Here is a 23,425-nt window from a genome sequence, read left to right as displayed (position 1 = left end):
GGTGTGATTGTTGGGTGGGGTGTGACTGCTGAGAGAGCGCGATTGCTGGGTGGGTATGACTTCTGACGGGCATGACTTCTGACGGGCATGACTTTTGAGTGTTGAGGACTTCTGATGTCGCAGTCGTTCGCTGATCTGCTGTCGGATCTGTGGCCCGTGGCGGCCGTGAGTTTGGTGTCGGCTGTCCTGCTTCAGGTGGGCACGTTCTTCTATGCGCTGCGGGTGGGGCGATTCAGCGTCGTCGATGTCACCTGGGGGCTGAGTTTCGGTCTGATCGCTGTCGTCGGGTGGCTGGTTTCGGCCGGTGGAACGGGCGGTGAGGCGGCCGGTGAAACTGGGGACGCGTGGCGTCGCGGCCTGGTGGTCGTGCTCACACTGCTCTGGGGTGGCCGTCTGGCCTGGCACATCGGCGGACGTCAGCGCGGGGAGACCAAGGATGACCCGCGTTACACCGAGCTGATGTCGAGGGCTTCCGGTAATCCGAAACTGGCTGCGCTGCGTCAGGTTTTCCTGCTCCAGGCGGTAGTTGCCTGGTTCATCGCGCTGCCCCTCCAGTTCGCCATGGTGGACGCCGGCCAGCCCGGCGTCTTGCTGTGGCTCGGTGTGCTGCTGTGGGGCGTGGGCTTCTTCTTCGAGGCAGTAGGTGACCGGCAGCTCGCGGTCTTCAAGGCCGACCCGTCCAATCGGGGCAAGGTCATGGACCGTGGTCTGTGGAGGTACACACGGCACCCCAACTACTTCGGTGACGCCTGCGTCTGGTGGGGCTTGTTCCTGGTCGCCGCCGATGCTGGCTGGTCGTGGCTGACCCTGCTGTCCCCGCTGCTGATGACCTGGTTCCTGGCGGCCAAGACGGGCAAGCCGCTGATGGAGAAACAACTCTCGAAGAGCCGTCCAGGCTATGCCGAATATGTTGAACGAACGAGCGGTTTCATCCCCCTTCCACCACGGGGTGGGCGCTGAGTCTTCTTCAGAGTCAGCGCCAGTGGTTCCGCTCGATGTCCGGCGGGTGCGGGTGCGAGGGCTGTGGCTGTGGCTGAGCGTGACTGTCTCCGATCTCGCTTCTGCGTTCATGGAAGTTCACGGGCGTTCACGGGCAGAATGCTTCCTTTCGGTCAGAAGGGCGGCTCTCCGAAATTGATGTCGGACTGCCGGGGAACCGGTGGGTTGCGCGGCGCGAGACTCTGCAGATCTTTCTGCCACTCCCCGAGCCGAAATTGATGACGCACCTTCTGGTCCGCTGAATCCTCCGGCTCGGTGGGCTCGGTGGGCTCGGTGGGCTCGGTGGGCTCGGTGGGCTCGGTGGGCTCGGTGGGCTCGGTGGGCTCGGTGGGCTCGGTGGGCTCGGTGGGCTCGGTAGTTCCGCGATTCCCGTAGTTCCCATGGGTACCGGGAAGGGGCGGAGGCAGTTGTACTCGGTGCTGGCCCAGACGGCTCCGCCATTCGATGCTGCCGGTCGGATAAGGCTCGTCGGGGCGGGTGAGGCGCATCGTCCATCCGCCATGTGTCTTGAGGCGATGATGAAAACGGCATAGAGGAACCAAGTTACAAGGACATGACTTCCCTCCTTGGTTGAACGGGATCGCATGGTCGATATCGCACTGTTTCGCCGGCCGGGAGCAACTGGGATGTACGCACTGCTGGAAACGCCCCATCACCTGGTCAAGGACGGACTGACGGGGCTTGTACCGGGGCGAGGGTTCGGTGCAGTTGGCCTGGTCTCCAGGTCCGTGATGCTGCTCATGGGACTTACGCTGCTGGTCGCCGAGCCCATAGTGCTGGTCGTCGGACCTGTCGCGCTGGTCGTGGGTTTCGCCAGGCTGGACAGGCGGTTCGTTGCGCTTGTCGTGTGGGCCACGGCGCTGTTTGTGCGGTTCAGGGGCCGGGTCGTGCGGTCCGTAGTCCTGGTGTGCATGGGTGTTGGTGGGAGCGCTGTCGGCGGGCGCGGGGTTGTGGTTGGGACCATTGTCGTTAGGAGTGGGGTTGCGATGACCAGACTTGTCGCCCCGGTCGCCCCGGTCGCCCCGGTCGCCCCGGTCGCCCCGGTCGCCCCGGTCGTAGCCGTTGTCGTGGAACCGCGGGCTCGGGTTGTCAGGCCCCGTGGCCTGACTGGGGGACGGGTCCCCTGATTCGCGGCCCTGGCCGGTCGGACGGTTGGTCCGACCGGAAGCATCTTGCATCCGTCCATCGACACGGATCACCATGACGTTCCCTGCCTGCCGGGCTATCTCGCGGGCGAGGTCGGCCGGTACCGCACCCATGCCCTGGAGCTCGCCGGGCAGGTCGTCGATACCTCGCAAGGTGTCCATGGTGATCGTGACGACCAGCTGAGGTTTGCGTCCCTGCTGTCGGGGCAGGGCAGGGGGCAGCCACCAGCCCAGAATGGATTCCGGAGTCTGGTCCGCAGGACCTGGCCGGCCTTGAGGCGAAGCGTCTGGTGGTGAGTCCGAGCTTTCAGAGTGCGGTGCACCAGGCTCATCGGAGCGCGGTGATGCGGGCCTGGCGGGCTGCATCGGAATCGGCTGGTCGGATCGAGATGTTCCTGCTCGGTCGGGCTGTCGCGAGGTCGATGCATGAGGTTGCGATGGGGCAGACCCGTCGGATGTCTGTGTAGCTGCGCCGTTGCGCTGCTGTGGGGCCGGTGAGCCGGGGCGTGGTGAGGCGGGCCTGCCCGGACGGGGCGAAGCCGAGGCGTTTGCTCGGCGCGGTGCCGGAACACCGCTTGGAGGGGAGGCCGGGGCGTCGGGGTGTCCGGGCGGTACCACTCGTCCGCCGAAGGAGCCGACAGGTTCTTGGGGCACGGGAACGAACGGCAATGGGCTGTGGTCGTGAATGGACCGGAAGATGGCCACGAAGGCATCGGCTCGGCGTTCCTGATGGCTGCGTGGGTCTGGGTTGCCGGCCCGGCGAGACTGATCGCGACACGCATCGGCCAGGCCGTCGAGCAGGGCGTGGATCATCATGGTCTGGTCGGCCGTCAGCTTCGCGTAGAGGCCTCCCATTCCGTCAGTAAGTGGAAAAGCTCTGATGCAGCGGTCTTTTCTCTCCTTCTGATGGCGTGTTCGGGCGGCCGAGGGATCGACCTTCTGGATCTCTCGCTGGGCCGCGGCGAGGGCCTGGCCGTGCGACATCCCGGGCAGCAACTGGACCAGGGCGGCCTGCACTGCTTCCCACTCGTAAGTGCCGGGCTGCAAAGAGTTACGCATTCGGGTATGCACGGCAACGACCGTGCGCCAGTCCAGATCCCCGGCATCGACCAGTGCCACCAGCAGAGGGAGTTCGGGGCAGACCAGTACGGATTCTCCCACCCGATCGTTCGCCTGATGTCGGGTAAGCCCCAGCGCCATGCCGATCTCGGCGCCGATCGACTCGATGCCGTCAACGGTTTCGTACGAGCTCTGGGTGGGAAGTGATTGAGCGGCCAAGCTGGCCGCCTTGTACAGACATTGGGACTGGATGGCATCCAGGTGTCGCTTCAGGCGCTCGGCCCCCACCGCCGCACCGAGGTATTGACTCTCTGATGCTTCTGCGCGGTAGGAACTTTCGACGGCCTGAAAGAGATCGGACATGCTCAAGGAGGGTAGAGCGACGTCGGGCCAGGCGGACAACTGATTCTCCATCGTGACCGAACCCCCGTACCGTCGTTCGAACTCCTGTTCGAATATTAGCCCATTTTTCGGACTTCTGGGACCTCGGGTCAGCGCCCCGTGAGGAGATGAATGATTGAAATGCTGCTTTCTGCAAAGAGAATGGTTGTGCTGTGCCCAGTGGGGCGGAACGGCCCTGGAGGGATGGACATGGCCGACTCTTGGGAACAGCGGCCTGTGGAAAGTGCTCTTTATCCACAGGCGCCAGGTCGGCGTCCGGGGCAATGGGTTGTCGACCTAGGGTGTCGGTATGGGTAGCAGAGACCGCCGACGAGATGACTCCGCTGAGCGGGCTGTCTTCAGGGCGCTAGCGGGCATGAGAGATGCCGATCTCCCGCACGAGCAGATGCTCGAGATCCTGCTTCAGGCGGCGATGTCGACGGTCGGAGTGGGTAACCGGGGTGCGTTCGAGGCGCTCTCCACGGCGCTCGCCGAGAGGCCGGACCTGGGTGGCTGGCGGGCTTTCGTGGCGCGCGACCTGATGATCCGGTTGCCGTTCGCGATCGGGCAGACCTGGTCGAGGGGTTGGGAGCCGGCCGATGTCGTGCGATATGTCGGGAGGCGTCTGGGGCCCGGGCGGGCTGCGCTGGCGGCCGAGGCGGTAAGTGAACAACTAACTGGCTACGCGAGGGTGACGGTCGATCCTCGCTGGCACGAGCAGGTGGCCGAGTTCGAGGTCGCGCCCTGGTGGCCGACGGGGAGCGCCGCTGCGCAGGCACACCTCGAGCGGGACGGCTGGGTGGCCTTCGCGCCGGAGTTACTTGAACTGGTCGGGTTTCTTCTCATGTTGCCCGGACTGGAGAGAGTCGGGCCGCCACCGGGGGATTATCGGCCCCTCGCCGGAGATCGGCCCACTCCACCCAAACAGGTGGACGAACGAGTGCTGAGTCGTATCCGGGCGTTGCTGGCGAAGGCGGAGGCGACCACGTCCGAGGCGGAGGCGGAGGCCTTCACCGCCGGGGCACAAGAGCGGATGGCCCGTCACAGCATCGACATGGCCATGGTTCAGGCGGGAGGTGGCAATGATCAGGTGCGGGGGGGACGGCCGGCTACTCGGCGCATCTGGATCGATCCGCCTTACGAGCAGTCGAAAACCGTTCTGCTGAATTCGGTTGCGCAGGCGAACCGGTGTCGGTCGGTATGGACGAAGAACATCGGTTTCTGCACGGTGATCGGGTTCGACGCCGATCTGGAGGCGGTCGAGGCGCTGTTCACGTCGTTGCTCGTGCAGGCAACGATGGCGATGACTCGCGCGGGCCGCATCGAGGAGGCCGGGGGCAGGGCGCGGAGCAAGACCTTCCGGCAGTCGTTCCTGGCGGCTTACGCCTTCCGGATCGGCGAGCGCCTGACCGAGATCACGCAGGAGCAGACCGAGGCCGCGCGGGCCGAACTCGGCGACGACCGGCTGCTGCCCGTGCTGGCCAGTCGTCAGCAGGATGTGGAGGATCGTTTCGAGGAGTTGTTCCCCAGTGTCACGAGGGGGCGCAGCATCCGGGTCGGTGATCGGATGGGCTGGGCCAGCGGCCGAGGGGCTGCGGACCAGGCCACGTTCGGTACGTCGTCGGCGGTGACTCAATGACTCGGCGATGGCCGGTTGTCTCGTGAGGTTCGCGTCCCGCCGCCGTGGTGGATGGTGCGGCTTGTGGTCGTGGCCCAGGTGTAGGCGGCTGTAGCCAGGCATCATCCGATCGTCGCACGGCCGGGGTGCCCCGGTGTCCGTCGGCGGAGTGACGACGGCGAGTGTTGCGGTGAAAGGTATTTTGGTATGGAGACTTTCGCTGCGAATCCTTCGTCCGCTGCTTCGTCACGGTCGTGGCGTCGGTGGCCGGTCGTGCTCGGGGCGGTGGTCGGAACGGTTCTGGTCATCCTGGGTAGTCGTTTCTTCAATGGCAATCTGGCGGTGTTCGAGCAGGTGGTGCAGGAGTCTTGCGAGAACGGTTTCTGTGCGCAGCGGATCCATTCTCCGGAGCTTCTCCTGGCGCCCGGTTATGACGTGGTGGCGGTGTGGCAGGAGAGCAATCCCGGACGGAGGTACTTCTCCAAGGATCCGTTCGACGAATACTCGAAGGTGTCGATCATCTGGAAGGACGGTGGTGTCAACCTGTCTGACGGCGGGGCGGCGACGTTGAGCTGGTCGGCAGGGTCTCTCGCCCGACTGAATGACTAGCCCTCCTGCCAAGACCTCCACAGAGCAGCGTACGAGCCGCCGTGCTGAAGCAACTCGTCGTGGGTTCCTAGCTCGGTGATCTGGCCGCCCTCGACCACGGCGACACGGTCGGCGTCGTGGGCGGTGTGTAGGCGGTGGGCGACCGCCACCACCGTGCGTCCTGCGAGTACGGCCGACAGCGAGCGTTCCAGGTGACGGGCGGCGCGGGGATCGAGCAGCGACGTGGCCTCGTCCAGCACCAGGGTGTGGGGGTCGGACAGCACCAGCCGGGCCAGCGCCACCTGCTGGGCCTGGCTCGGGGTGAGACTGTGGCCGCCCGACCCGACGGCTGTCGAAAGTCCTTCCGGCAGATTCAGAACCCAGGGCAGGGCGTCGACGGCGTCGAGGGCGCGCATGAGTTCCGTGTCCGGGGAGTCCGCCCGGGCCAGGCGCAGGTTGTCCGCCAGCGTTCCGACGAAGACGTGTTGTTCCTGCGTCACCAGCGCCACCTGTTGCCGCAGATCGGGGAGTGGCAGAGCTACCAGGCTGATGCCAGGGCCAGGGCCAGGGCCAGGGCCAGGGCCAGGGCCAGGGCTAGGGCCAGAGTCAGGGCTAGGGCCAGAGTCAGGGCCGCGGCCGGGGCTCTTGCTTGAAGCGCTGGCACCGGCACTGGCACCGGCACTGGCACCGGCACTGGCACCCGCGCTGGCACCGGCGCCCGCACTGGCACCCGCGCTGGCACCGGCGCCCGCACTCGAAACGGCGCCAGAACTCACGCCCACACCAGAACTCACACCCACACCAGTAACCACACCCACACCAGTACCCACACCAGCCAACACCGTCACCGCCCCAGTCCTCGGTGGATGGATCCCTGCCAGAAGCCTTCCCAACGTGGACTTCCCAGCCCCGCTCGGCCCGACCACAGCCAGCCTTTCGCCGGGCCGCAGAGTCAGGGAGACACCGTGCAGCACGTCCAGGTCACCGCGGTACGCGTAGCGCACGTCGCGGGCCTGGATGGCGCGGGAGCCGTCCGGGAGATCGCCGGCGGAGGCCGAGGCGGTGCGGTCGTCCGGTATCCGCCCGATGCCGATGATGCGGGCCAGGGAGGCGCCGCCGATCTGGAGTTCGTCCGTCCATTCCAGGATCAGGTCGAGCGGGCCCATCAGCTGGGACACGTACAGCGCCACGGTGGTGACCTCGCCGGCCGAGGCCCGGCCGGTGAGGGTGAGCCAGCCACCCCAGGCGAGCACGGCGGCGGTCGGGATGATGTAGCCGAACTCGACCAGCGGCGACCACACGGTGCGCAGGAACAGGGTGTACCTCTCCGCGCGGTAGACCTCGCGCAGGTCGTCGTCCACCCGCTGCCGGCGTCGCCCACCGAGTCGCAGGGCGGCGACGGTGCGGGCCCCGTCGAGGGTTTCGCTCACCGTGCCGTCCAGACGGGCGTAGGCGGCCATCTCGGCCAGGTAGGCGTCCCGGGCGCGGCGCAGGTACCAGCGCGTCGTCGGGACGATGAAGAACGCCCCGGTCAGCGCGGCCAGCCCGACCAGGGGCGAGGTGACGAGGATCGCGGCCACGGTGACGGCCAGGGAGATGGCGCCGACCACCACGTTCGGCACGGCGTACCGCACGCTGTGGCTGACGGCCTCGACGTCGTTGGTGGTGCGCGAGATCAGGTCACCGCTGCCGGCCCGCTCGACCACGGACAACGGCAGCCGGGTGACCTCGCGCAGGAAGTCCTCCCGCATCTCGGCGAACACCCGCTCGCCGAGCACCAGCGAGCTGCGGTTGGCGTACCAGGCCAGGCCGGCCTGGACGAGGACGGCGACGGCCAGCAGCGCCACCGCGTGATCCACGGACGAGCCGGTGGCGGAGCCGTCGGTGAAGTCCTGCACCAGACGGCCGAGCAGGGCGGGGCCGGCCAGCGCGACGACGGCCGCAGCCCCGTGCGCGGTGACCGAGGAGGCGAAGGCCCGGCGGTGCCGGTGCAGCAGCCGGGTGGTCTCCTGACGCACCCGTTCCCGCGGGGCGATCGGCAGCAGGGCGCTCATCGTCGGGTCTCCTCAGCCACGGTCTCACTACGCACTACCACTTCTCGATACCGGGGGGACGACGACAGAAGGGACCGGTGCGTGCCCGAGGCACCCACGCGTCCTTCATCGAGAAAGACCACCCGATCGCACCGATCGAGCACCAGCGGACTGGACGACACGACCAAAGTTGTTTTCCCCGAACGGGAAGCGTGCAACCGGTCGGCGATCCGGGCCTCGGTGTGCGCGTCGACCGCCGAGGTCGGCTCGACCAGCACCAGTACCTCGACGTCGGGGTGGGTGGCCAGTAACAGGGCGCGGGCCAGGGCGAGGCGCTGCCGTTGGCCGCCCGAGAAGTCGCGCCCACGCTCGGCGACCGGCGCGTCCAGACCCTCGGGCAGTCCCGTCAGCACGTCGAAGGCATCGGCCGTGTGCACCGCCCCGAGCACCTCCTCGTCGGTGTGCCGGCCCAGCGGGTCGATCTGCTCGCGCAGGGTGCCGGTGAACAGCCGGGGATCGGCCTCGCTCAGCACCACCCGCCGGCGGACCAGGTCGGCGGGCAGATGCTCGAGCGGCAGGTCACCCAGCCGGGCGCCGGGGGCGAGCGCCGCGAGCCGGTCGGCGATCTCGATCCCGGTCTCCGGCCGGGCACTGACCAGCGCGGTCAGGGATCCCACCGGCACGGTCAATCCGGAGGGAGGGTCATGGAGGACGCCGTTGGGCTCCGGTAGATCGGTGGTCGCCGAGGTGGGGACGGATCGGCCCAGCACCCCGATCAGCCGCTCCGCCGCCACCCGGGCTCGCACCCACCGGGACAGCACCTCGGTCGACGTCTGGAGCGGTAGCTGGAGGAACGCGGTGACGGCGTAGACCGTGACCAGGTCGCCCACGCTGAGGCGGCCCTCCACCACCCCGTGCCCGGCCAGCCAGGTCAGCCCGGCCAGGAAGGCACCGGGCAGCAGGACGTGCGCGGCGTCGAGCAGGGCCTGGAGCCCGGCCACCCGGACCCCGGCGCGCCGCACCTCCTGACTGTGCTCGGCGTAGCGGGCCGTGAACTGGTCCTCCCCGCCGATACCTCGCAGCACCCGCAGCCCGGCCACGGTGTCGGCGCCCAGCGAGGTGAGGTCACCCTCGCGGGCGCGGTGGCGGGACTGCCGGCTCTGCAGCGGCTGGATCAGCACAATCAGCCCGGCGGCCAGCAGGGGCATGCCGATCACCACGAACAGCCCGATGGCCAGGTCGATCCGGAGCAGGTAGACGGCCACGGCGCCGAAGGCGACGACGGTGCCGGTGCCCCGCGCGGCGATGTCCATCAGGTCGGCGAAACGCGGCCCGTCGGTGCTCACGGCCTGCACCACCTCACCGGTGGTGACCTTTCCGGAGACCGCCAGACCGTGGTCGGCCACGTGGTGCCCGACCAGGTGCTGACTGCGCAGCGCGCCCAGCAGCCAGTTCGACACCGCGAACCGGTGGCGCATCATGCCCGAGAAGGCCGAGGCGAACGCCAGCCCGACCAGCACCAGACAGCCGGTGACCAGGGCGGAGGAATCGCGTGCGACCAGCCCGGCGTCGATGGTGTTGCCGACCACCAGCGGGATCGCGGCCTGGCTCCCCATCCAGAGCACGCCCAGCAGGGCACCCCCGGCCAGGGTGCGCCGCTGGAGCCGGGCCATCGAGAGGATGTAGGCGGTGGGTGAGGTGATGGACGGCCGGGGCGGTACCGGATCGGGGAGCGTGATCACCTCTCCGACGGTACGGAGGGACCAGGGTCGTCCGCACCCCAGTTTCCTGGCCCCCACGTGCAGCGCGTTACCTTTACCGGGTGCTTCGTACCGCGCTGAAGCCGCGATGGCTGGCGCTCCTGGTGGTCATGCTGCTCGCTGCCACCTTGATGGCCAAGCTCGGCGAGTGGCAGCTCGATCGCGCCCGCGAGCACGGCGAGTCGGCCCAGCAGGCCGAGCTGGCGCAGAAGTCGTCGAAGACCGTGCCGCTGGAGAGCGTGCTGAAGCCCAGCCAGACCTTCCAGCGCGACGCGGTCAACGCGAAGGTCACGGTGTCGGGGCACTGGAGCGGTGAGAACCAGCTGCTGTCACCCGATCGCGAGCAGGACGGCAAGACCGGCCTGTGGGTGGTGACGCCGCTGATCACCGGCGACGGCACCACGGTCCCGGTGGTGCGGGGCTGGGTGGCCGGCCCGGACGACGCGGCCGCCGCCGCACCCGACAGCGACACCGAGGTCACGGTCGTCGGCCTGCTGCAGCCCAGCGAGCCGCCGTCGGTGCGGAAGCCGGGGGAGACGTCCGGGCTGCCGGAGGGGCAGATCGACCGGGTCGCCGCGGCCCAGCTCGCCGCGCTCTGGCCGCAGCCGATGATCACCGGGTTCGTCGTGCTCGACAGCCAGACCCCGGCCGCGGCCACCCCGATCACCCCCGTGCCCCCGCCCACCTCGGACGGTGAACTGGACTGGGGCAACGTGTCCTACGCGATCCAGTGGTGGGCCTTCGCCGTGATCGCCCTGCTGTTCTGGTTCCGCCTGGTGCGCGACGACCACCGTGGTCTGCTGCCCAGCAACGACGACGAAGACGACGACGAACCCCTAGACGAAGGAACCCCCTCATGGCCGGCCCGAACCGTGGACAGTCCCTGAAGAACGCCCTGCTCAGGTACCGGGTGCTGGCCTACGCCACCGGTGTCTTCCTGCTGCTCCTGACGCTGCACATCGTCATGCAGGGCTTCCAGATGCGGAACACCGATCTGTCCTGGTTCTCGAACGAGGGCATGAGCGCGGTGATCCCGGGTAGCGGCCACCTGATCCCGATGATCCACGGCTGGCTCTACCTGATCTACGTGATCGTGGCCGTGGACCTGTGGATGCGTACCCGCCTGCCCCTCGGCAGCACGATCCTGGTGGTTCTGGCCGGGACCGTCCCGGTGATGTCGTTCGTCGCCGAGCGCTGGGTGACCGGCCGGGTGCAGCCCATGGTCGGTGCCGTGGTGGAGAGGAAGCCCCGGCCCGACGCCGTTCAGAAGCAGTCCTGAACCGGCCCTATCCTTGACCGGGTGAGTCAACCCGAGTCCGTTCCCGCGACCGACCACCGGCCTGTCCTGGTCGTCGACTTCGGCGCGCAGTACGCCCAGCTGATCGCGCGCCGTGTGCGCGAGGCCAACGTGTACTCCGAGATCGTGCCCTCCTCGATGCCGATCGCCGAGATGCTGAAGAAGGACCCGGCGGCCATCGTGCTGTCCGGCGGTCCGAGCAGCGTCTACGAAGAGGGCGCCCCGCAGGTCGACCCGTCCCTGTTCGAGGCCGGGGTGCCCGTGCTGGGCATCTGCTACGGCTTCCAGGCGATGGCCCTGGCGCTCGGCGGCGAGGTGGCCCACACGGGCCTGCGCGAGTACGGCGGCACGAAGGTCAGCACCACCGAGGAATCCACGCTGCTGCACGGCACCCCCGCCGACCAGTCGGTGTGGATGAGCCACGGCGACGCCGTGCACACCGCGCCCCCCGGCTTCGACGTTCTCGCCGAGTCGTCGGGCGCCCCGGTGGCCGCCTTCGAGAACAAGGAGAAGGCCTTCTACGGCGTGCAGTGGCACCCGGAGGTCAAGCACTCCACGTTCGGCCAGACGGTGCTCACCAACTTCCTTTACACCGGTGCCGGTCTGCCCGGTGACTGGACCACGGGCAACGTCATCGACGAGCAGGTCGCGCGCATCAGGGCGCAGATCGGTGACGGCAAGGTGATCTGCGCGCTCTCGGGCGGCGTGGACTCGGCCGTCGCCGCCGCGCTCGTGCAGCGGGCCGTCGGTGACCAGCTGACCTGTGTGTTCGTCGACCACGGCCTGCTGCGTTCGGGCGAGGCCGAGCAGGTCGAGCAGGACTTCGTCGCCGCCACCGGCGTGAAGCTCAAGGTCGTGGACGCGGTCGAGCGGTTCCAGACCGCGCTCACCGGGGTCAGCGACCCGGAGGAGAAGCGCAAGATCATCGGCCGGGAGTTCATCCGGGTCTTCGAAGACGCCGCCCGTGAGGTGGTGGAAGAGGCCCACGAGAGCGACGGCGAAGACGTCAAGTTCCTCGTCCAGGGCACGCTCTACCCCGACGTGGTGGAGTCGGGCGGCGGTACCGGCACGGCCAACATCAAGAGTCACCACAACGTCGGCGGTCTGCCCGACGACCTGCAGTTCGCCCTGGTCGAGCCGCTGCGCACGTTGTTCAAGGACGAGGTCCGCGCCGTCGGTGCCCAGCTCGGCCTGCCCGAAGAGATCGTGCAGCGCCAGCCCTTCCCGGGCCCGGGCCTGGCGATCCGTATCGTCGGTGAGGTCACCAGGGAGCGTCTCGACACGCTGCGCCAGGCCGACGCCATCGTGCGCTCCGAGCTCACCGCGGCCGGTCTCGACCGCGAGATCTGGCAGTGTCCGGTGGTTCTGCTGGCCGACGTGCGCTCGGTCGGCGTGCAGGGCGACGGTCGCACCTACGGGCACCCGATCGTGCTGCGGCCGGTGTCCAGCGAAGACGCGATGACCGCCGACTGGACCCGCGTGCCCCACGAACTGCTGGCGCGGATCTCGACGCGGATCACCAACGAGGTGGACGGTGTCAACCGGGTGGTGCTCGACGTGACGAGCAAGCCCCCGGGCACCATCGAGTGGGAGTAGAACTTCATTGAGGACGTCGGTGAGCCTCCCTCGGGAGGCTCACCGACGTCCTCAATTCAGTTTTGGAAAGAACGGGTCAGGCCACCCAGCGGCAACGAGGTGAACGGGCCACCGACGCGCTCGGGCGCGGGCGGCGGCTGCTCGCCGGTACGGGAGCGGCGGCTGGTCTCCGGGGGAATCTCCTCGGCGAACGCCTCGGAGTCGTCCTGCGGCTGGTAACCCATCGCCCGCGCGGTGGAAAGGTCCCACCAGCCGCGCGTGTTCGCCGAGACGCCGTAGGCGATCACGTGACCGCGCACCGGGCCGCGCAGGCTCGCGTCCATCAGCCGGGCCGCGTCGCCGGGGCTCAGCCAGGTGGACAGCTCGCGGCGGTTGGCCGGCTTGTCCTTGCAGGCGCCGATGCGCAGCGACACCACCTCCAGCCCGAACCGGTCGGAGTAGAGCTGGCCGAGCGCCTCCAGCGCGACCTTGGCCACGCCGTAGAAGGTGTCGGGACGGGGCCGGACGTCGACGCCGAGGTCACTGCCGCCGGCGGTGCGCTCCCAGAAACCCACCGCGTGGCAGCTGCTGGCCAGCACCACCCGCTGGATGCCCCGGCGCAGCGCGGCGTCGAGCACGGCCTGCGTGCCCTGCACGTTGGCCTCGAGGATCTGCGGAAGCGGCGCCTCGTGCGGGATACCGGCCAGGTGGATCACCGCGCCGCAGCCCACCGTGGCGGCGTCGAGAGCGGCGCCGTCGAGCACGTCGATGCTGCTGATGTCCGGGTCGCCGTCGGGTTCGCGGTCGAGCGAGTGCAGCTCCCAGCCCAGGGAGGCCAGGCGTGGGCGCACCATCCGGCCGATGGTGCCCGCGGCACCGGTGATCAGCACCGGTGACTGCGAGGAGGCCGCAAGGGTGGTCACCGTCGCGACATTAGTCGTGCCGTCGGAGCTTGGCATCCCCCGATCGCGTGTCCGGACGGCGATGGAGAGTAACCATCGCCATCCCGACCAGCGACGAAAGCCGAGAACAGGGGACGTCGATCAGCCCGCAACTGTCACGCTCAGTTCGCGGGTCCCGGCTCGGATCTGCCGTTCCAGCACCTCGCCGGGCCCGACGTACGCCCCCGGCCAGACCACCGAGTCCGTCACGGTGCCCAGTACCTGGGCGCCCTCACCGATGACGCTCCGGCCGGACGACGCGTGCAGATTGGCCGCCAGGTAGTCGGCCGGGGTGCCGCAGTCGATGGCCACCGTGGTCTCCGGCAGCACGAACAGGTCGAGGCGGCCCTTCTCCATCTCCTGCCGCCACAGCACCTCGTACAGCCCGGTGATCTCCACCTCGAGGTTCTTCACCAGGTCCCACGGCAGCAGGCAGGCCCCGACGTAACAGACGGCCGTCCCGTCGGGCGTGGTGAAGTCGCGCCGGGTGGTGGCGGGGGTGCACAGCAGACGGCAGCGCTCGCCGTCCCAGCCGTCCGCGAAACCCTTCAGGCCGTCGGGCAGGTACTGGTCGGCGTTGGTCACCAGGGCGTGGCGCCCGTCCAGCCAGGGCTTGAGATTGGCCACAGCGCCGGCTGTGCCCAGGGATTCCGGGGCCTCGACCTTCACGTGGGCCCGGTCTGAGACGTGGGCCTGGATCTGCCCGGCGTGGTGGAAGGCGTTCACCGCGAGGTTCGACGGGCCGTCGCCGGTGATGGGTTTCAGCCGGTTGAGCGCATGGTCGAGCAGCGCCACGTTGCCGACGGGGCACAGCGGCTTGGGGCGCAGCTCGGTGAGGGGACGCAGGCGCGTGCCCTCACCGGCGGCCAGGACGATTCCGGCGATGTTGTGGTGACTAGGCACCGAGCCGGCGGCCCTCGTGCGGGGTGGACGCCTGGAAGCGGATCAGCTCGGCGACGGCGGTGCGGGTGGGGTCGTCGGTGGTCTCCGGGTCTGTCAGCTCGTCGAAGCGGATCCAGCCGGACTCCAGGGCCTCGCCGGAGGCCTCGACCGGGAACGGCTCGGCGACGCGCACCCAGAACAGGATGTCGACGCGGCGGGAGCCCGGCTCGACCACGGTGGAGAACGGCAGGCCGACCTCGACCCGCAGCCCGGTCTCCTCCTCGACCTCGCGCACCACCGCGGAGGACGCGTTCTCGCCCCGGTTCAGCAGGCCGCCGGGGAAGGTCCAGCCCCGGCGGTGCCGTTGTTTCAGCATGAGCAGGGTGCCCTCGTGCTCGATCAACGCCAGGGCACCGACCGTGTGGCCCGGGGCGACCCGGCGGATGATCCACAGGCGGAGGAAGCGGGGAAGACGACGGTAGAGACTCAGGGCCATCGCATGAGGACGGCGCACAACCTGACGGCCGGACATCCCCGCAGGATAGGGCAGATGACCGTTCCGGGTGATTCGGGTGGGACGTCTGTCCAACTTCCCGGGCCGGTGGGCGGTAGCGTCATACGGTGCCGTCTGCCGAATCCATGCGTCCCCCACTCCGTCCGGTGCAGCGGACCGCGGCCTACGGCGTGGTCAAAGACGGATCGGGGGCCCTACTGGTGCTGCGTGTCCCCGCCGGTAGCGATCCGGAGGGGCGCTGGTCGCTGCCCGGGGGCGTGGTGCGCCACGGCGAGCACCCACGTGACCGGGTGCGGGCCGGGCTGCTGGAGCAGACCGGTCTGCGGGCCGCCACCATCACCCCGCGCGACGCGGGCGCCGACGTGGTCGAGCTGCCCGAAGAGGGCATCAGCGTGCACACCCTGCGCCTGCTGTTCGACGTCACGCTCCACGGCACCCCGGCCGGGATCCCCGGGCCCGGCCGCCCGGCGGTCGATCAGCGGAGCCGTTCCGGGCAGGGCGACCGGCTGCTGGGGGAAGACCCCGCGGCCCTGGACCCCCCGGACGAACTGCCCGCGCCCGGGGCGCTGGTCGTGACGCCCGACCCGGGTCGCCCGGTCGCGCAGTTCGTCGGGCGGTTCATGGCCCCCGGTGAGCTGGCCAAGATGTCGCTGTCCCGGTTCCTGGCGCCTTTCCTCGACGGGAACTCCTCCGGCGAGGCGTTGCTGCTGACCAATTCGGATCTGCTCGACCCGCCGCTCGACCCGGCCGCTCTCGTGGAACCGGGGCCGAGCCCCGAGGAGGTCCCTGTCTTCGTGCAGCGTCCCGCCGCCTACGCGGTGCTGGTGAACGAGAAGGCCGACGGCGGCCCGCGGATGCTGCTGAGCCGGCTGGCGGGCAGCGAGAGCACCTGGACCCTGCCCGGCGGCGGCATCGATCACGGCGAGCACCCCCGCCCGGCCCTGCGCCGGGAGATCCACGAGGAGGCCGGGCTGCCCTACACCGAGGGCCCTCTGATCGACATCTCCAGTCGGCACTTCGTCGGCCGCGGCCCGCACGGCCGGCTGGAGGACTTCCACGCCCTGCGCCTGATCTACGCCGGCTCGGTGCCGTTCGACCAGGAGCCCCAGGTGATGGAGGTGGACGGTTCCACCGACGAGGCCGCCTGGATCCCGGTCGCCGACCTGGACACCGCCGGCGCCGTGCCCACCGCCCACGACGCGCTGGCCGCCTGGCAGGCGTACCACGACGGCGAGGGCCTGGAAGCCGTGATGGACCGGGCGGCCGACGCCCGGGGCGACGAGATGATTGACAGACCTGGTTCGTGATCACGCAGAAACTCCCCGGGGCGACGCGGTGACCCGCCGGTCCCGGGTGTCCCCGGAACTGGCCGGCCCGGCGGGCCTGGTGCTCGCCGCGGCGGCCGAGATGACCGTCCCGGACGACCTCGACCCCCAGTTGTGGCGGGATCGAGCCGTTCTCCGTGCGGTCGAGAATGCTTGGGAGGCAGAAGATCTCGTCAGTGTCGGGGCTCTGGCCACCGGCTACGACGCGCTGCTGCTCTACGTGCCGGCCGCGGTCGGCGGGGCGCTGACCCTGCATCCCGTCGGTAATGCCGAGCGCCGGCACCGCGGGGCGTTCAGCACCCCCTCGGTGTACGCGGACTCCCTGGCCCGGCGGGCCATCCCGGCGCTACCCGGTGACGGCCGGCTGCCCACGGTGGTCGACCCGGCCTGCGGCGCGGGCAATCTGCTGCGCGCCGCGCTGGGCCGGCTGCTGTCGCTCGGGGTGCCACCGGAAGACGTCATCGGCGCCCTGCACGGCGTGGACGCCGACCCGGTTGCGGTGAGCCTGTGCCGGTCCGCGCTCGCGGCCGATCTCAGCCTGGCCGGGCGGCCGACCGATCCGGCCGAGCTGGAACTCCAGATCCTTTCCGGCGACGGGCTTTCCGGTGGCACCCCGAACCAGGAGGCGGCCGGGGCCGGGCTCACCTGGCACGCGGCGTTCCCGGCGGTGCTCGACGTCGAGGGGGCCGCGCCGGAACCGGTCACCGGGTGGCGGGGCGGCTTCGACGTGGTAGTGGCCAACCCGCCCTGGGAGCGGCTCAAGGTGCACGCCCGCGACTGGGGCGGCTCGATCCCCACCGGTCTGCGCGACCACCGCGCCGGTACCGCGCGCGCCCTGCGCGACGCGGGGCGTCATCCCCTGACCGGTGCCGGTGAGCTCAATGCCTACCTGCCGTTCGTCGAGACCTGCTGGCGGCTGCTCGCGCCGCACGGTCGCGCCGCCCTGCTGGTTCCGGCCGGCATCGCCTCCGACCGTTCGGCTGCGCGACTGCTGGAGGCGCTGTGTGCCGCGGGGGCGCTCGACCGGCTGCACCTGATCGAGCCGCGGGGGCCGATCTTCGCGGGGGTCAGTGGACGGGTCGGGGTGGCTGTGGTGGAGCTGGACGGTGGGCCGTCGGCTGCTCACACCGACGTCAGTGCCGAGGTCGCCGTGGGACTGGCCGGGCCGGACCAGCCGCCGGGGGAGCGGGCCTGGCAACTGCCCGCCCATCTGCTGCGCGTGCTCAACCCGAACAGTGGCACCGCGCCGTTGTTCGCGTCCTCCATCGACGCCACCATCGTCACCCAGGCGCACCGCCGCACCCCGGTGCTGCTGCGCCGGGACCCGGCGGGCGGCACGCCCACCGACGACCCGTGGAAGCTGCGGCTGGTCACGCCCCTGCACATGACGCGCGACGCCCGGCACTTCCGCTCCGGGCCGGGCGAGGGGCTGGTGCCGCTGTGGGAGGCCAAGCACTGCGCCATGCTCGACCCGAACGGTGGCACGGCCACGGCCCCGCGCTACTGGGTGCCCCGGGAGATCGTGCAGGAACGGTACGGCGACCTGTGCGACCGCGGCTGGCTGGCGGGTTACCGCAACGTCTCCACCACGGTCGCGCCGCGCACCCTGTTGCCGGCCCCGCTGCCGGTGGTCGCGGTCGGCAACTCCCTGCCGCTGATCTCGGCCGAGCGGCTGCCGCTGCTGCTGGCCGCGCTCTCCACCCTGCCCGTGGACTACCTGCTGCGGCAGAAGCACGCCGGGGCCAACGTGAACTTCTTCAAGCTGGAACAGGTTCCGGTGCCCCCGCCGGAGGCCTACGACCGGCCGTGCCCCTGGGGCGAGGGAACGATCGCCGACTGGGTGCTGGAGCGGTTCGCCCGGGCCGTGGTGTGGGCGCCGCACCTGTCCGGGCTGGTGACCGAGCTGGAAGAGGCCGGGGTGAAGGTGTCGCAGGATCTGGACCCGGACCGGATCGTCACGGCCCGGGCCGAGCTGGACGCCGCCCACGCCGTGCTGCTCGGTTTCGACCGGGTTGAACTCACGCACCTGATCGGAACTTTCACCGCGCTGCGGCGTCAGGACGAGACCCGGCACGGCGACTTCGCTACGTCGATCCGCGTCCTGGCGGCCTACGACCGGCTGAAGCCTGGGTGAACACCGGCTGCCGCCGGGACCGCTGGTAACCGAACCCATGCGTAGTTCATCGCCGCGTCGACCGGGCGTCACGTTCTGGCGGGACTCCCGTCGGCCGGGGTCGGTTGGCTGATGTCCCGGGGGCGCCGATCGGGCGAAGGTCGCCACGGGCGCCATGGAGGAAAGATGAACCGTCGCACGGTCATCACCGGCCTGGCAGTCACCCCGCTGGCCGTCGCCGATCCGGCGCATGCGTTTCCGGCGCAACGGGTCTCGGCCAGTTCCGGGAAGGGCGCCACACTGGTCATCGGGCATCGCGGGGCCAGCGGCTACCGGCCCGAGCACACCCTGGCCTCCTACGAGCTCGCCGCCCGGATGGGCGCGGACTTCATCGAGCCCGACGTGGTGATCACCCGGGACGGTGTGCTGGTCTGCCGGCACGAGCCGGAGATCGGCGGCACCACCGACGTCGCCTCGCGGCCGGAGTTCGCCGACCGCAAGACTACCAAGAAGCTCGACGGCACCCAGGTGACCGGCTGGTGGGCGGAGGATTTCACGCTCGCCGAGCTGAAGACCCTGTACGCCGCGGAGCGCCTGCCCGCCGTGCGGCAGGAGAACACCATGTACAACGGGCGGCTGCGGGTGCCGACCCTGGACGAGGTGTTCCAGCTGCGGGCCGAGCTTTCCCGCCGCCTGGGTCGTCGGGTCGGCATCTACCCGGAGACCAAGCACCCTACCTATTTCCAGGACCTCGGCCGGCCGCTGGAGAAGCGCCTGCTGGGGCTGGTGCGCAAGCACGGCCTGAACCACGCGGACGCGCCGATCTTCGTGCAGTCGTTCGAGACCACGAACCTCCAGCAGCTGCGCCGGATGGGTCTGCGGGCCCCGGTGGTGCAGTTGCTGAGCGCCACCGGTGCCCCCTACGACCTGGTCGCCGCCGGTGACCCGCGGACCTACGCCGACCTGATCACCCCGAAGGGCCTGGCCGTGATCGCCGGGTACGCGCAGGGGCTCGGGCCGGACAAGAACCTGGTGATCCCGCGCACCGCGGCCGGGGCCCTCGGCAGTCCCACCGCTCTGGTCGACAATGCCCACGCCAAGGGACTTCTCGTGCACCCGTACACGTTCCGGGCGGAGAACACGTTCCTGCCCGCCGACTACCGCAGCAGCGGCGGGGAGAACGACTTCGGCAAGGCGATCGACGAGCAGATCACCTTCCTCGCCACGGGCATCGACGGTCTGTTCACCGACCAGCCCGACGTCGGGGTGTTCGCCCGGAGCGAGCGGGCCGCCGCCTAGCCCTTCGGGGGCTTCTTCAGGGCCGCACCCAGCAGGGTCACGCCCACCGCCAGCATGATCGTGAAGGCCACCGCGGCCGGGTTCAGGGAGAGCCCGGCCAGCTGGCTGATCACGGTGGTGACGCCGATGATCAGCAGGATGGTGCCGATGGCCACGGTCTGGGTGCGGACACCGGGTTCTGGGTAGGTCTGCTCGGACATCAGTTGCTCCCTGTGGTCTGCGGAACCCGGTTGATCTCCATCTGCCCCACGCCCTGCTGAGCGACGACCTTCAGCACCGGTTCGCCCTCGCCGTAGGTGAAGGTGCGCGAGCGGTTGTCCGAGTTGCCCTTCACCTCGTAGCGCGTGCCGTCCGGCTCGTACACCTCACCCGCGCCGAGCCGGGCGTCCACCTGCACCGCCACCCCCGACGGCAGGTTCAGCACCAGGTGCCCGACGCCCAGGTTGGCCTCGACCTCCAGCGGGTCGGAGGTCGTGGCCCCGCTCAGGGCCCCGGCCGAGGTGAGGTTCAGCTCGGCCTCGCCGATGCCCAGGTTGTACTGGTCGTCGGCGGCCTCGCGGGTGTCCGGGGCCCAGGTGGCGGTGCCGACGGCGGCCATGTGCTCGCTGGTCTCGACCCCGGCGTGCTGGGCCGCGGCGCCGACCGCGAGGATCAGGGAGAGCAGGACGCCCAGCCCCGCCAGGCCCGGACTGCGGCGTCCCATCAGGCCGTTCGCCACCACGCCGCCGGCGATCACGGCGATCGCGACGCCCAGGGCGGTGAGCCCGGCCCAGCCCGGCAGGTCGCCGAACGCCTCGGCCATCAGTACCCCGGTCGCGGCGATCAGGGCCAGGCCCAGGGTGAGCTGACGCACCCGGCGCGAGGGCGCGGTGCGGGCCCGGGCCAGCTGCTGCGCCTCGTGGTGCTGCCGGGCGGCCTCTTCGTGGGCGGTGCGCTCTTTCTGGCTGAAATCCGTGGTCATCGCGGCCGGAGGCACTTGATCACGGTTCTGGGGCAGGCGCTTCGCCATCCACCACAGGCCCCCGACGATCAGGGCGGCCAGGATCAGCGTGCCCGGGAAACCCCAGAACCAGTGGCCGTTCCCGCGCCACGGCCCGCCTCCGCCGACGGCGGCGAGGGCCAGGATCACCCCGGCGAAGAAGCCCGGGCTGAACCGTCCGCGCATGGCCTCCTGCACGTGGATGCGGCCGTCCTGCTCCTGTGGCAGCAGCAGCCAGCACACGCCGTACAGGGCCACGCCCAGGCCCCCGATGATCGAGAGCGCGACGAAAGTGCCACGGATCAGGGTCTGGTCGATGTCGAGGCGACGCGACAGGCCGCTGCCGACACCGGCCACCCAGCGGTTCTCGGCCGGCCGGAAAACGCCCTGTTCGCGGATCTTCGCGAAGAATTCGTCACCGGGACGGGCGGGCGGAGTGCTGGGTGGAGCGCTGGGCTCCTGGGTCTCGGGCATGTCGTGGGCCCCCTCGATCGGCACTGGTCTACCGAAGATCCTGCTCGCCCCGAGGGGTCCGGGGGATCGGGGGAGCCCCCCAGAGCACCCTGAACCACCGGGCCGGGACGGCGGGTTCGTCCCTGAGGGAATTGGGGGCCGTGCGTGTGACGATGATCCGGTGAGTACATCCCTGTCAGTTGTCTCCGGGTCGCGGCGCCCGCCGCTGGTGCGCCCGCAGGAGCAGCGGGTGCTCGCCGGGGTCGCCACCGGGGTGGCCGTCCACCTGCGTCTGCCGGTGCGCGCGGTGCGCATCGGGTTCGTCGTGGCCACGCTCATGGGTGGCCCGGGCGCCGTGCTCTACGCCTGGCTCTGGGCGCTCGTGCCCGACTCGGCGTCCGCCGCCGCGGCGCAGGCCGCCCAGCAGGCGGCCACCCGCGCGCCCTATTCGGGCGCGCCCGTTCTCGGTGCCCAGATTGGGGGACGACCGTTCCCGGCGCCCGCACTCGTGGCACCTTCCGATCCGGTGGACCGGATCGACCTACCCGACCCGGCTCCTCCGGAAGCCGAGGTGACCGCCGGAAGCTCCACGACGTCCACCATCGGCCCCTTGAAGGAGACGGTTCTCCAGGCCCGTGCGGCCGCCGTGGCTGCTGCGGTGGAGGAGGTGGAGGAGCAGGTCCGCACCAGCCGGCGCAGCCGGTTACGCGCCGATCTGTTCGCCGGGCTGTGCCTGTTCGCCGCGTGTGCGGTGCTGCTGGCGAGCTGGACCGGGCTGGAGGTGCAGGCGGGATTCACCATGCCGTTGCTGATCGTGGCGTCCGGTGCCGTGATCGCCTACGCCCAGTTCGACGAGGCCGATCGCTCGCGCTGGTTCTCGTCGACCGGTTTCACCACGCGCGCCACCACGTTGCGGCTGATGCTCGGGGTGGTCGTGGTGGTGCTGGGCATCGTGCTGCTGGTGCTGCAGAACGCGGATCCGGTGCTGATCACGCAGACCCTGCTGGCCACGGTCGCGGTGCTGTTCGGGGTGACGGTGGTGTTCGCGCCCTGGGGAGTGCGGTTCTGGCGCACCCTGGACTCCGAGCGTGCGGGCCGGGTGCGCGAGGCCGAGCGCGCCGACATCGCCGCCCACCTGCACGACTCCGTGCTCCAGACGCTCGCGCTGATCCAGCGCCGCAGCGCGGACGCCCCGGAGGTGGCCCGGCTGGCCCGGGCCCAGGAACGGGACCTGCGCGGCTGGCTCTACGGTCGCGGGGACGACGACCCGACGATGATCTCGGCCCGGGTGGCGGCGCTGACGGCCGAGGCCGAGGACGTGCACGGAGCCGTGATCGAGGTGGTCACGGTGGGCGACCGGCCGGTCGACGAGCGGGCGATGTCGCTGCTCTCGGCGCTGCGGGAGGCCGTGGCCAACGCCGCGCGGCACGCGGGCGGGGAGTCGATCCGGGTGTATGTGGAGTGCATGCCCGACGGCATCGAGGCGTTCGTGCGCGACCGGGGCCCGGGGTTCGACCTGGCCGCGGTGCCGGAAGACCGGCTGGGCGTGCGGGAGTCGATCATCGGCAGGATGGAGCGGCACGGGGGCTCGGCCCGCGTGCGCAGTACCGAAGGTGAGGGGACCGAGATCCGGCTGTTGCTGCCGGACAGCGGTTCCGTGGAGGAGGAACAGTGAGCAAGGACGTCGCACGACCCGTGAAGCTGCCGGTCCGGGTGGTGATCGTGGACGATCACCGGGTGTTCCGCAGTGGCGTGCGCGCCGAGCTGGCCACGGCGGTCTCCGAGGGCAAGCTCGACATCGTCGGTGAGGCCGGCGACGTGGAGGAGGCCGTCGCGGTGGTCGCGAAGCACCGGCCCGACGTGGTGCTGCTCGACGTGCACCTGCCCGGCGGCACGGTGCGTCCGGGTGGGCGTGAGGTGCTGCAGCGCTCGGCGTCGCTGACCAACCACGCGGACACGGCTGACGACCCGGTCACCCGGTTCCTGGCGCTGAGCGTGTCGGACGCCGCGGAAGACGTGATCGCGGTGATCCGGGCCGGGGCGCGGGGGTACGTGACCAAGTCGATCTCCGGGCCGGAACTGGTCGCGGCGGTGCTGACCGTGGCCTCTGGCGATGCCGTGTTCTCGCCCCGGCTGGCCGGTTTCGTGCTGGACGCGTTCGGTACCGGCGCCGGTGAGGTGGCCCAGGTGGACGACGAGCTGGACCGGCTCTCGGCCCGCGAGCGCGAGGTGATGCGGCTGATCGCGCGCGGTTACGCCTACAAGGAGGTGGCGAAGGAGCTGTTCATCTCGGTGAAGACGGTGGAGACCCACGTGTCGGCGGTGCTGCGCAAGCTCCAGCTGTCCAGCCGGCACGAGCTGACCCGCTGGGCGGCGGACCGGCGGTTGCTCTAGCCGGAGGGTCCGGCGGTTGCGCTAGCCAGAGGGTCCGGCGGGGGCCTGCGGGTGGTCATGTCTGTCGGTG

The 23,425-nt window shown here is 70.2% G+C and carries 19 protein-coding genes; 11 read left to right on the top strand and 8 right to left on the bottom strand.

From position 1 onward, the window contains the following. The first annotated feature begins 114 nt into the window (after positions 1-114). Positions 115-960 (top strand): DUF1295 domain-containing protein, encoded by an 846-nt coding sequence (locus LR393_RS07580; RefSeq protein ID WP_231482688.1) that lies wholly within the window; start codon positions 115-117, stop codon positions 958-960. A 152-nt stretch (positions 961-1,112) separates the two neighbouring features. On the opposite strand, the gene LR393_RS07575 is transcribed toward LR393_RS07580, so the two are convergent. Then, a complete protein-coding gene (locus LR393_RS07575) occupies positions 1,113-3,566 on the bottom strand; it encodes an HNH endonuclease signature motif containing protein (RefSeq protein WP_231482684.1) in 2,454 nt (817 codons plus the stop codon). 544 nt (positions 3,567-4,110) lie between these two features. On the opposite strand from LR393_RS07575, the gene LR393_RS07570 reads away from it, so the two are divergent. Both LR393_RS07570 and LR393_RS07565 read left to right on the top strand, forming a co-directional pair. Next, complete coding sequence (locus LR393_RS07570) at positions 4,111-5,223, top strand: DUF2786 domain-containing protein (protein WP_231482683.1); 1,113 nt, start codon at positions 4,111-4,113, stop codon at positions 5,221-5,223. Positions 5,224-5,409: 186 nt separating this feature from the next. Next, positions 5,410-5,811: a hypothetical protein gene (locus tag LR393_RS07565; RefSeq protein ID WP_231482681.1), complete on the top strand. Its 402-nt coding sequence runs from the start codon at positions 5,410-5,412 to the stop codon at positions 5,809-5,811. Here the strand turns inward: LR393_RS07565 and LR393_RS07560 are convergent. Both LR393_RS07560 and LR393_RS07555 read right to left on the bottom strand, forming a co-directional pair. Further along, positions 5,808-7,844 (bottom strand): ABC transporter ATP-binding protein, encoded by a 2,037-nt coding sequence (locus LR393_RS07560; RefSeq protein ID WP_231482679.1) that lies wholly within the window; start codon positions 7,842-7,844, stop codon positions 5,808-5,810. The two genes, LR393_RS07565 and LR393_RS07560, sit on opposite strands and share 4 nt — an antisense overlap. Beyond that, positions 7,841-9,565 (bottom strand): ABC transporter transmembrane domain-containing protein, encoded by a 1,725-nt coding sequence (locus LR393_RS07555; protein WP_231482676.1) that lies wholly within the window; start codon positions 9,563-9,565, stop codon positions 7,841-7,843. The genes LR393_RS07560 and LR393_RS07555 overlap by 4 nt, the downstream gene beginning before the upstream one ends. A gap of 80 nt (positions 9,566-9,645) precedes the next feature. Here LR393_RS07555 and LR393_RS07550 point away from each other — a divergent pair, with 80 nt between their 5' ends. Genes LR393_RS07550 through guaA form a run of 3 tightly spaced genes read left to right on the top strand, consistent with a single transcriptional unit; the run spans position 9,646 to position 12,476 of the window. Then, positions 9,646-10,470 (top strand): SURF1 family protein, encoded by an 825-nt coding sequence (locus LR393_RS07550; protein ID WP_231482675.1) that lies wholly within the window; start codon positions 9,646-9,648, stop codon positions 10,468-10,470. Then, the gene (locus tag LR393_RS07545; RefSeq protein ID WP_231482673.1) at positions 10,440-10,862 is read left to right on the top strand and encodes a DUF3817 domain-containing protein; all 423 of its coding nucleotides are present in this window, start codon (positions 10,440-10,442) and stop codon (positions 10,860-10,862) included. Before LR393_RS07550 ends, LR393_RS07545 begins: the two co-directional genes overlap by 31 nt. 21 nt (positions 10,863-10,883) lie before the next feature. Next, positions 10,884-12,476: a glutamine-hydrolyzing GMP synthase gene (gene guaA, locus LR393_RS07540; RefSeq protein ID WP_231482671.1), complete on the top strand. Its 1,593-nt coding sequence runs from the start codon at positions 10,884-10,886 to the stop codon at positions 12,474-12,476. 56 nt (positions 12,477-12,532) lie between these two features. Here the strand turns inward: guaA and LR393_RS07535 are convergent, their stop codons facing one another. The 3 genes from LR393_RS07535 to LR393_RS07525 all read right to left on the bottom strand — a co-directional run bounded on the left by LR393_RS07535 (position 12,533) and on the right by LR393_RS07525 (position 14,810). Further along, positions 12,533-13,378 carry an NAD-dependent epimerase/dehydratase family protein gene (locus LR393_RS07535; protein WP_231482668.1) on the bottom strand — a complete coding sequence of 282 codons (846 nt, stop codon included), beginning with the start codon at positions 13,376-13,378 and terminating at the stop codon, positions 12,533-12,535. 120 nt (positions 13,379-13,498) lie between these two features. Beyond that, complete coding sequence (locus LR393_RS07530; protein WP_231482666.1) at positions 13,499-14,299, bottom strand: nucleotidyltransferase family protein; 801 nt, start codon at positions 14,297-14,299, stop codon at positions 13,499-13,501. Next, positions 14,292-14,810, bottom strand: a complete 519-nt coding sequence (locus LR393_RS07525) for an NUDIX domain-containing protein (protein WP_231482664.1) — start codon at positions 14,808-14,810, stop codon at positions 14,292-14,294. The genes LR393_RS07530 and LR393_RS07525 overlap by 8 nt, the downstream gene beginning before the upstream one ends. Positions 14,811-14,938: 128 nt before the next feature. Between LR393_RS07525 and LR393_RS07520 the strand changes: the two genes are divergently transcribed. From LR393_RS07520 to LR393_RS07510, 3 genes are all read left to right on the top strand, one after another. Next, the gene (locus LR393_RS07520) at positions 14,939-16,099 is read left to right on the top strand and encodes an NUDIX domain-containing protein (RefSeq protein ID WP_231482663.1); all 1,161 of its coding nucleotides are present in this window, start codon (positions 14,939-14,941) and stop codon (positions 16,097-16,099) included. Between the two features lie 28 nt (positions 16,100-16,127). Beyond that, positions 16,128-18,251: an Eco57I restriction-modification methylase domain-containing protein gene (locus LR393_RS07515; RefSeq protein WP_231482661.1), complete on the top strand. Its 2,124-nt coding sequence runs from the start codon at positions 16,128-16,130 to the stop codon at positions 18,249-18,251. Positions 18,252-18,416: 165 nt separating this feature from the next. Continuing rightward, positions 18,417-19,529, top strand: coding sequence for a glycerophosphodiester phosphodiesterase (locus LR393_RS07510; protein WP_231482658.1), 1,113 nt, complete (start codon positions 18,417-18,419; stop codon positions 19,527-19,529). Here LR393_RS07510 and LR393_RS07505 read toward each other — a convergent pair. Next, on the bottom strand, positions 19,526-19,729 hold the full coding sequence (locus LR393_RS07505; protein WP_231482656.1) for a hypothetical protein: 204 nt from the start codon (positions 19,727-19,729) through the stop codon (positions 19,526-19,528). The genes LR393_RS07510 and LR393_RS07505 overlap by 4 nt on opposite strands. Next, complete coding sequence (locus LR393_RS07500; protein ID WP_231482655.1) at positions 19,729-20,982, bottom strand: PspC domain-containing protein; 1,254 nt, start codon at positions 20,980-20,982, stop codon at positions 19,729-19,731. Before LR393_RS07500 ends, LR393_RS07505 begins: the two co-directional genes overlap by 1 nt. A 160-nt stretch (positions 20,983-21,142) precedes the next feature. Here LR393_RS07500 and LR393_RS07495 point away from each other — a divergent pair, with 160 nt between their 5' ends. Together LR393_RS07495 and LR393_RS07490 are read left to right on the top strand one after the other, a co-directional pair. Then, on the top strand, positions 21,143-22,636 hold the full coding sequence (locus tag LR393_RS07495) for an ATP-binding protein (protein ID WP_231482653.1): 1,494 nt from the start codon (positions 21,143-21,145) through the stop codon (positions 22,634-22,636). Further along, entirely contained in the window at positions 22,633-23,355 is a 723-nt protein-coding gene (locus LR393_RS07490; RefSeq protein ID WP_331282917.1) for a response regulator transcription factor, read from the top strand. Before LR393_RS07495 ends, LR393_RS07490 begins: the two co-directional genes overlap by 4 nt. Positions 23,356-23,425 lie beyond the last annotated feature (70 nt).

The organism is Kineosporia mesophila (genome assembly GCF_021129235.1).
Lineage (GTDB): Bacteria > Actinomycetota > Actinomycetes > Actinomycetales > Kineosporiaceae > Kineosporia > Kineosporia mesophila.
Note: the sequence above shows the minus strand (reverse complement) of the source record. Positions and strands in the feature narration are given on the sequence as shown.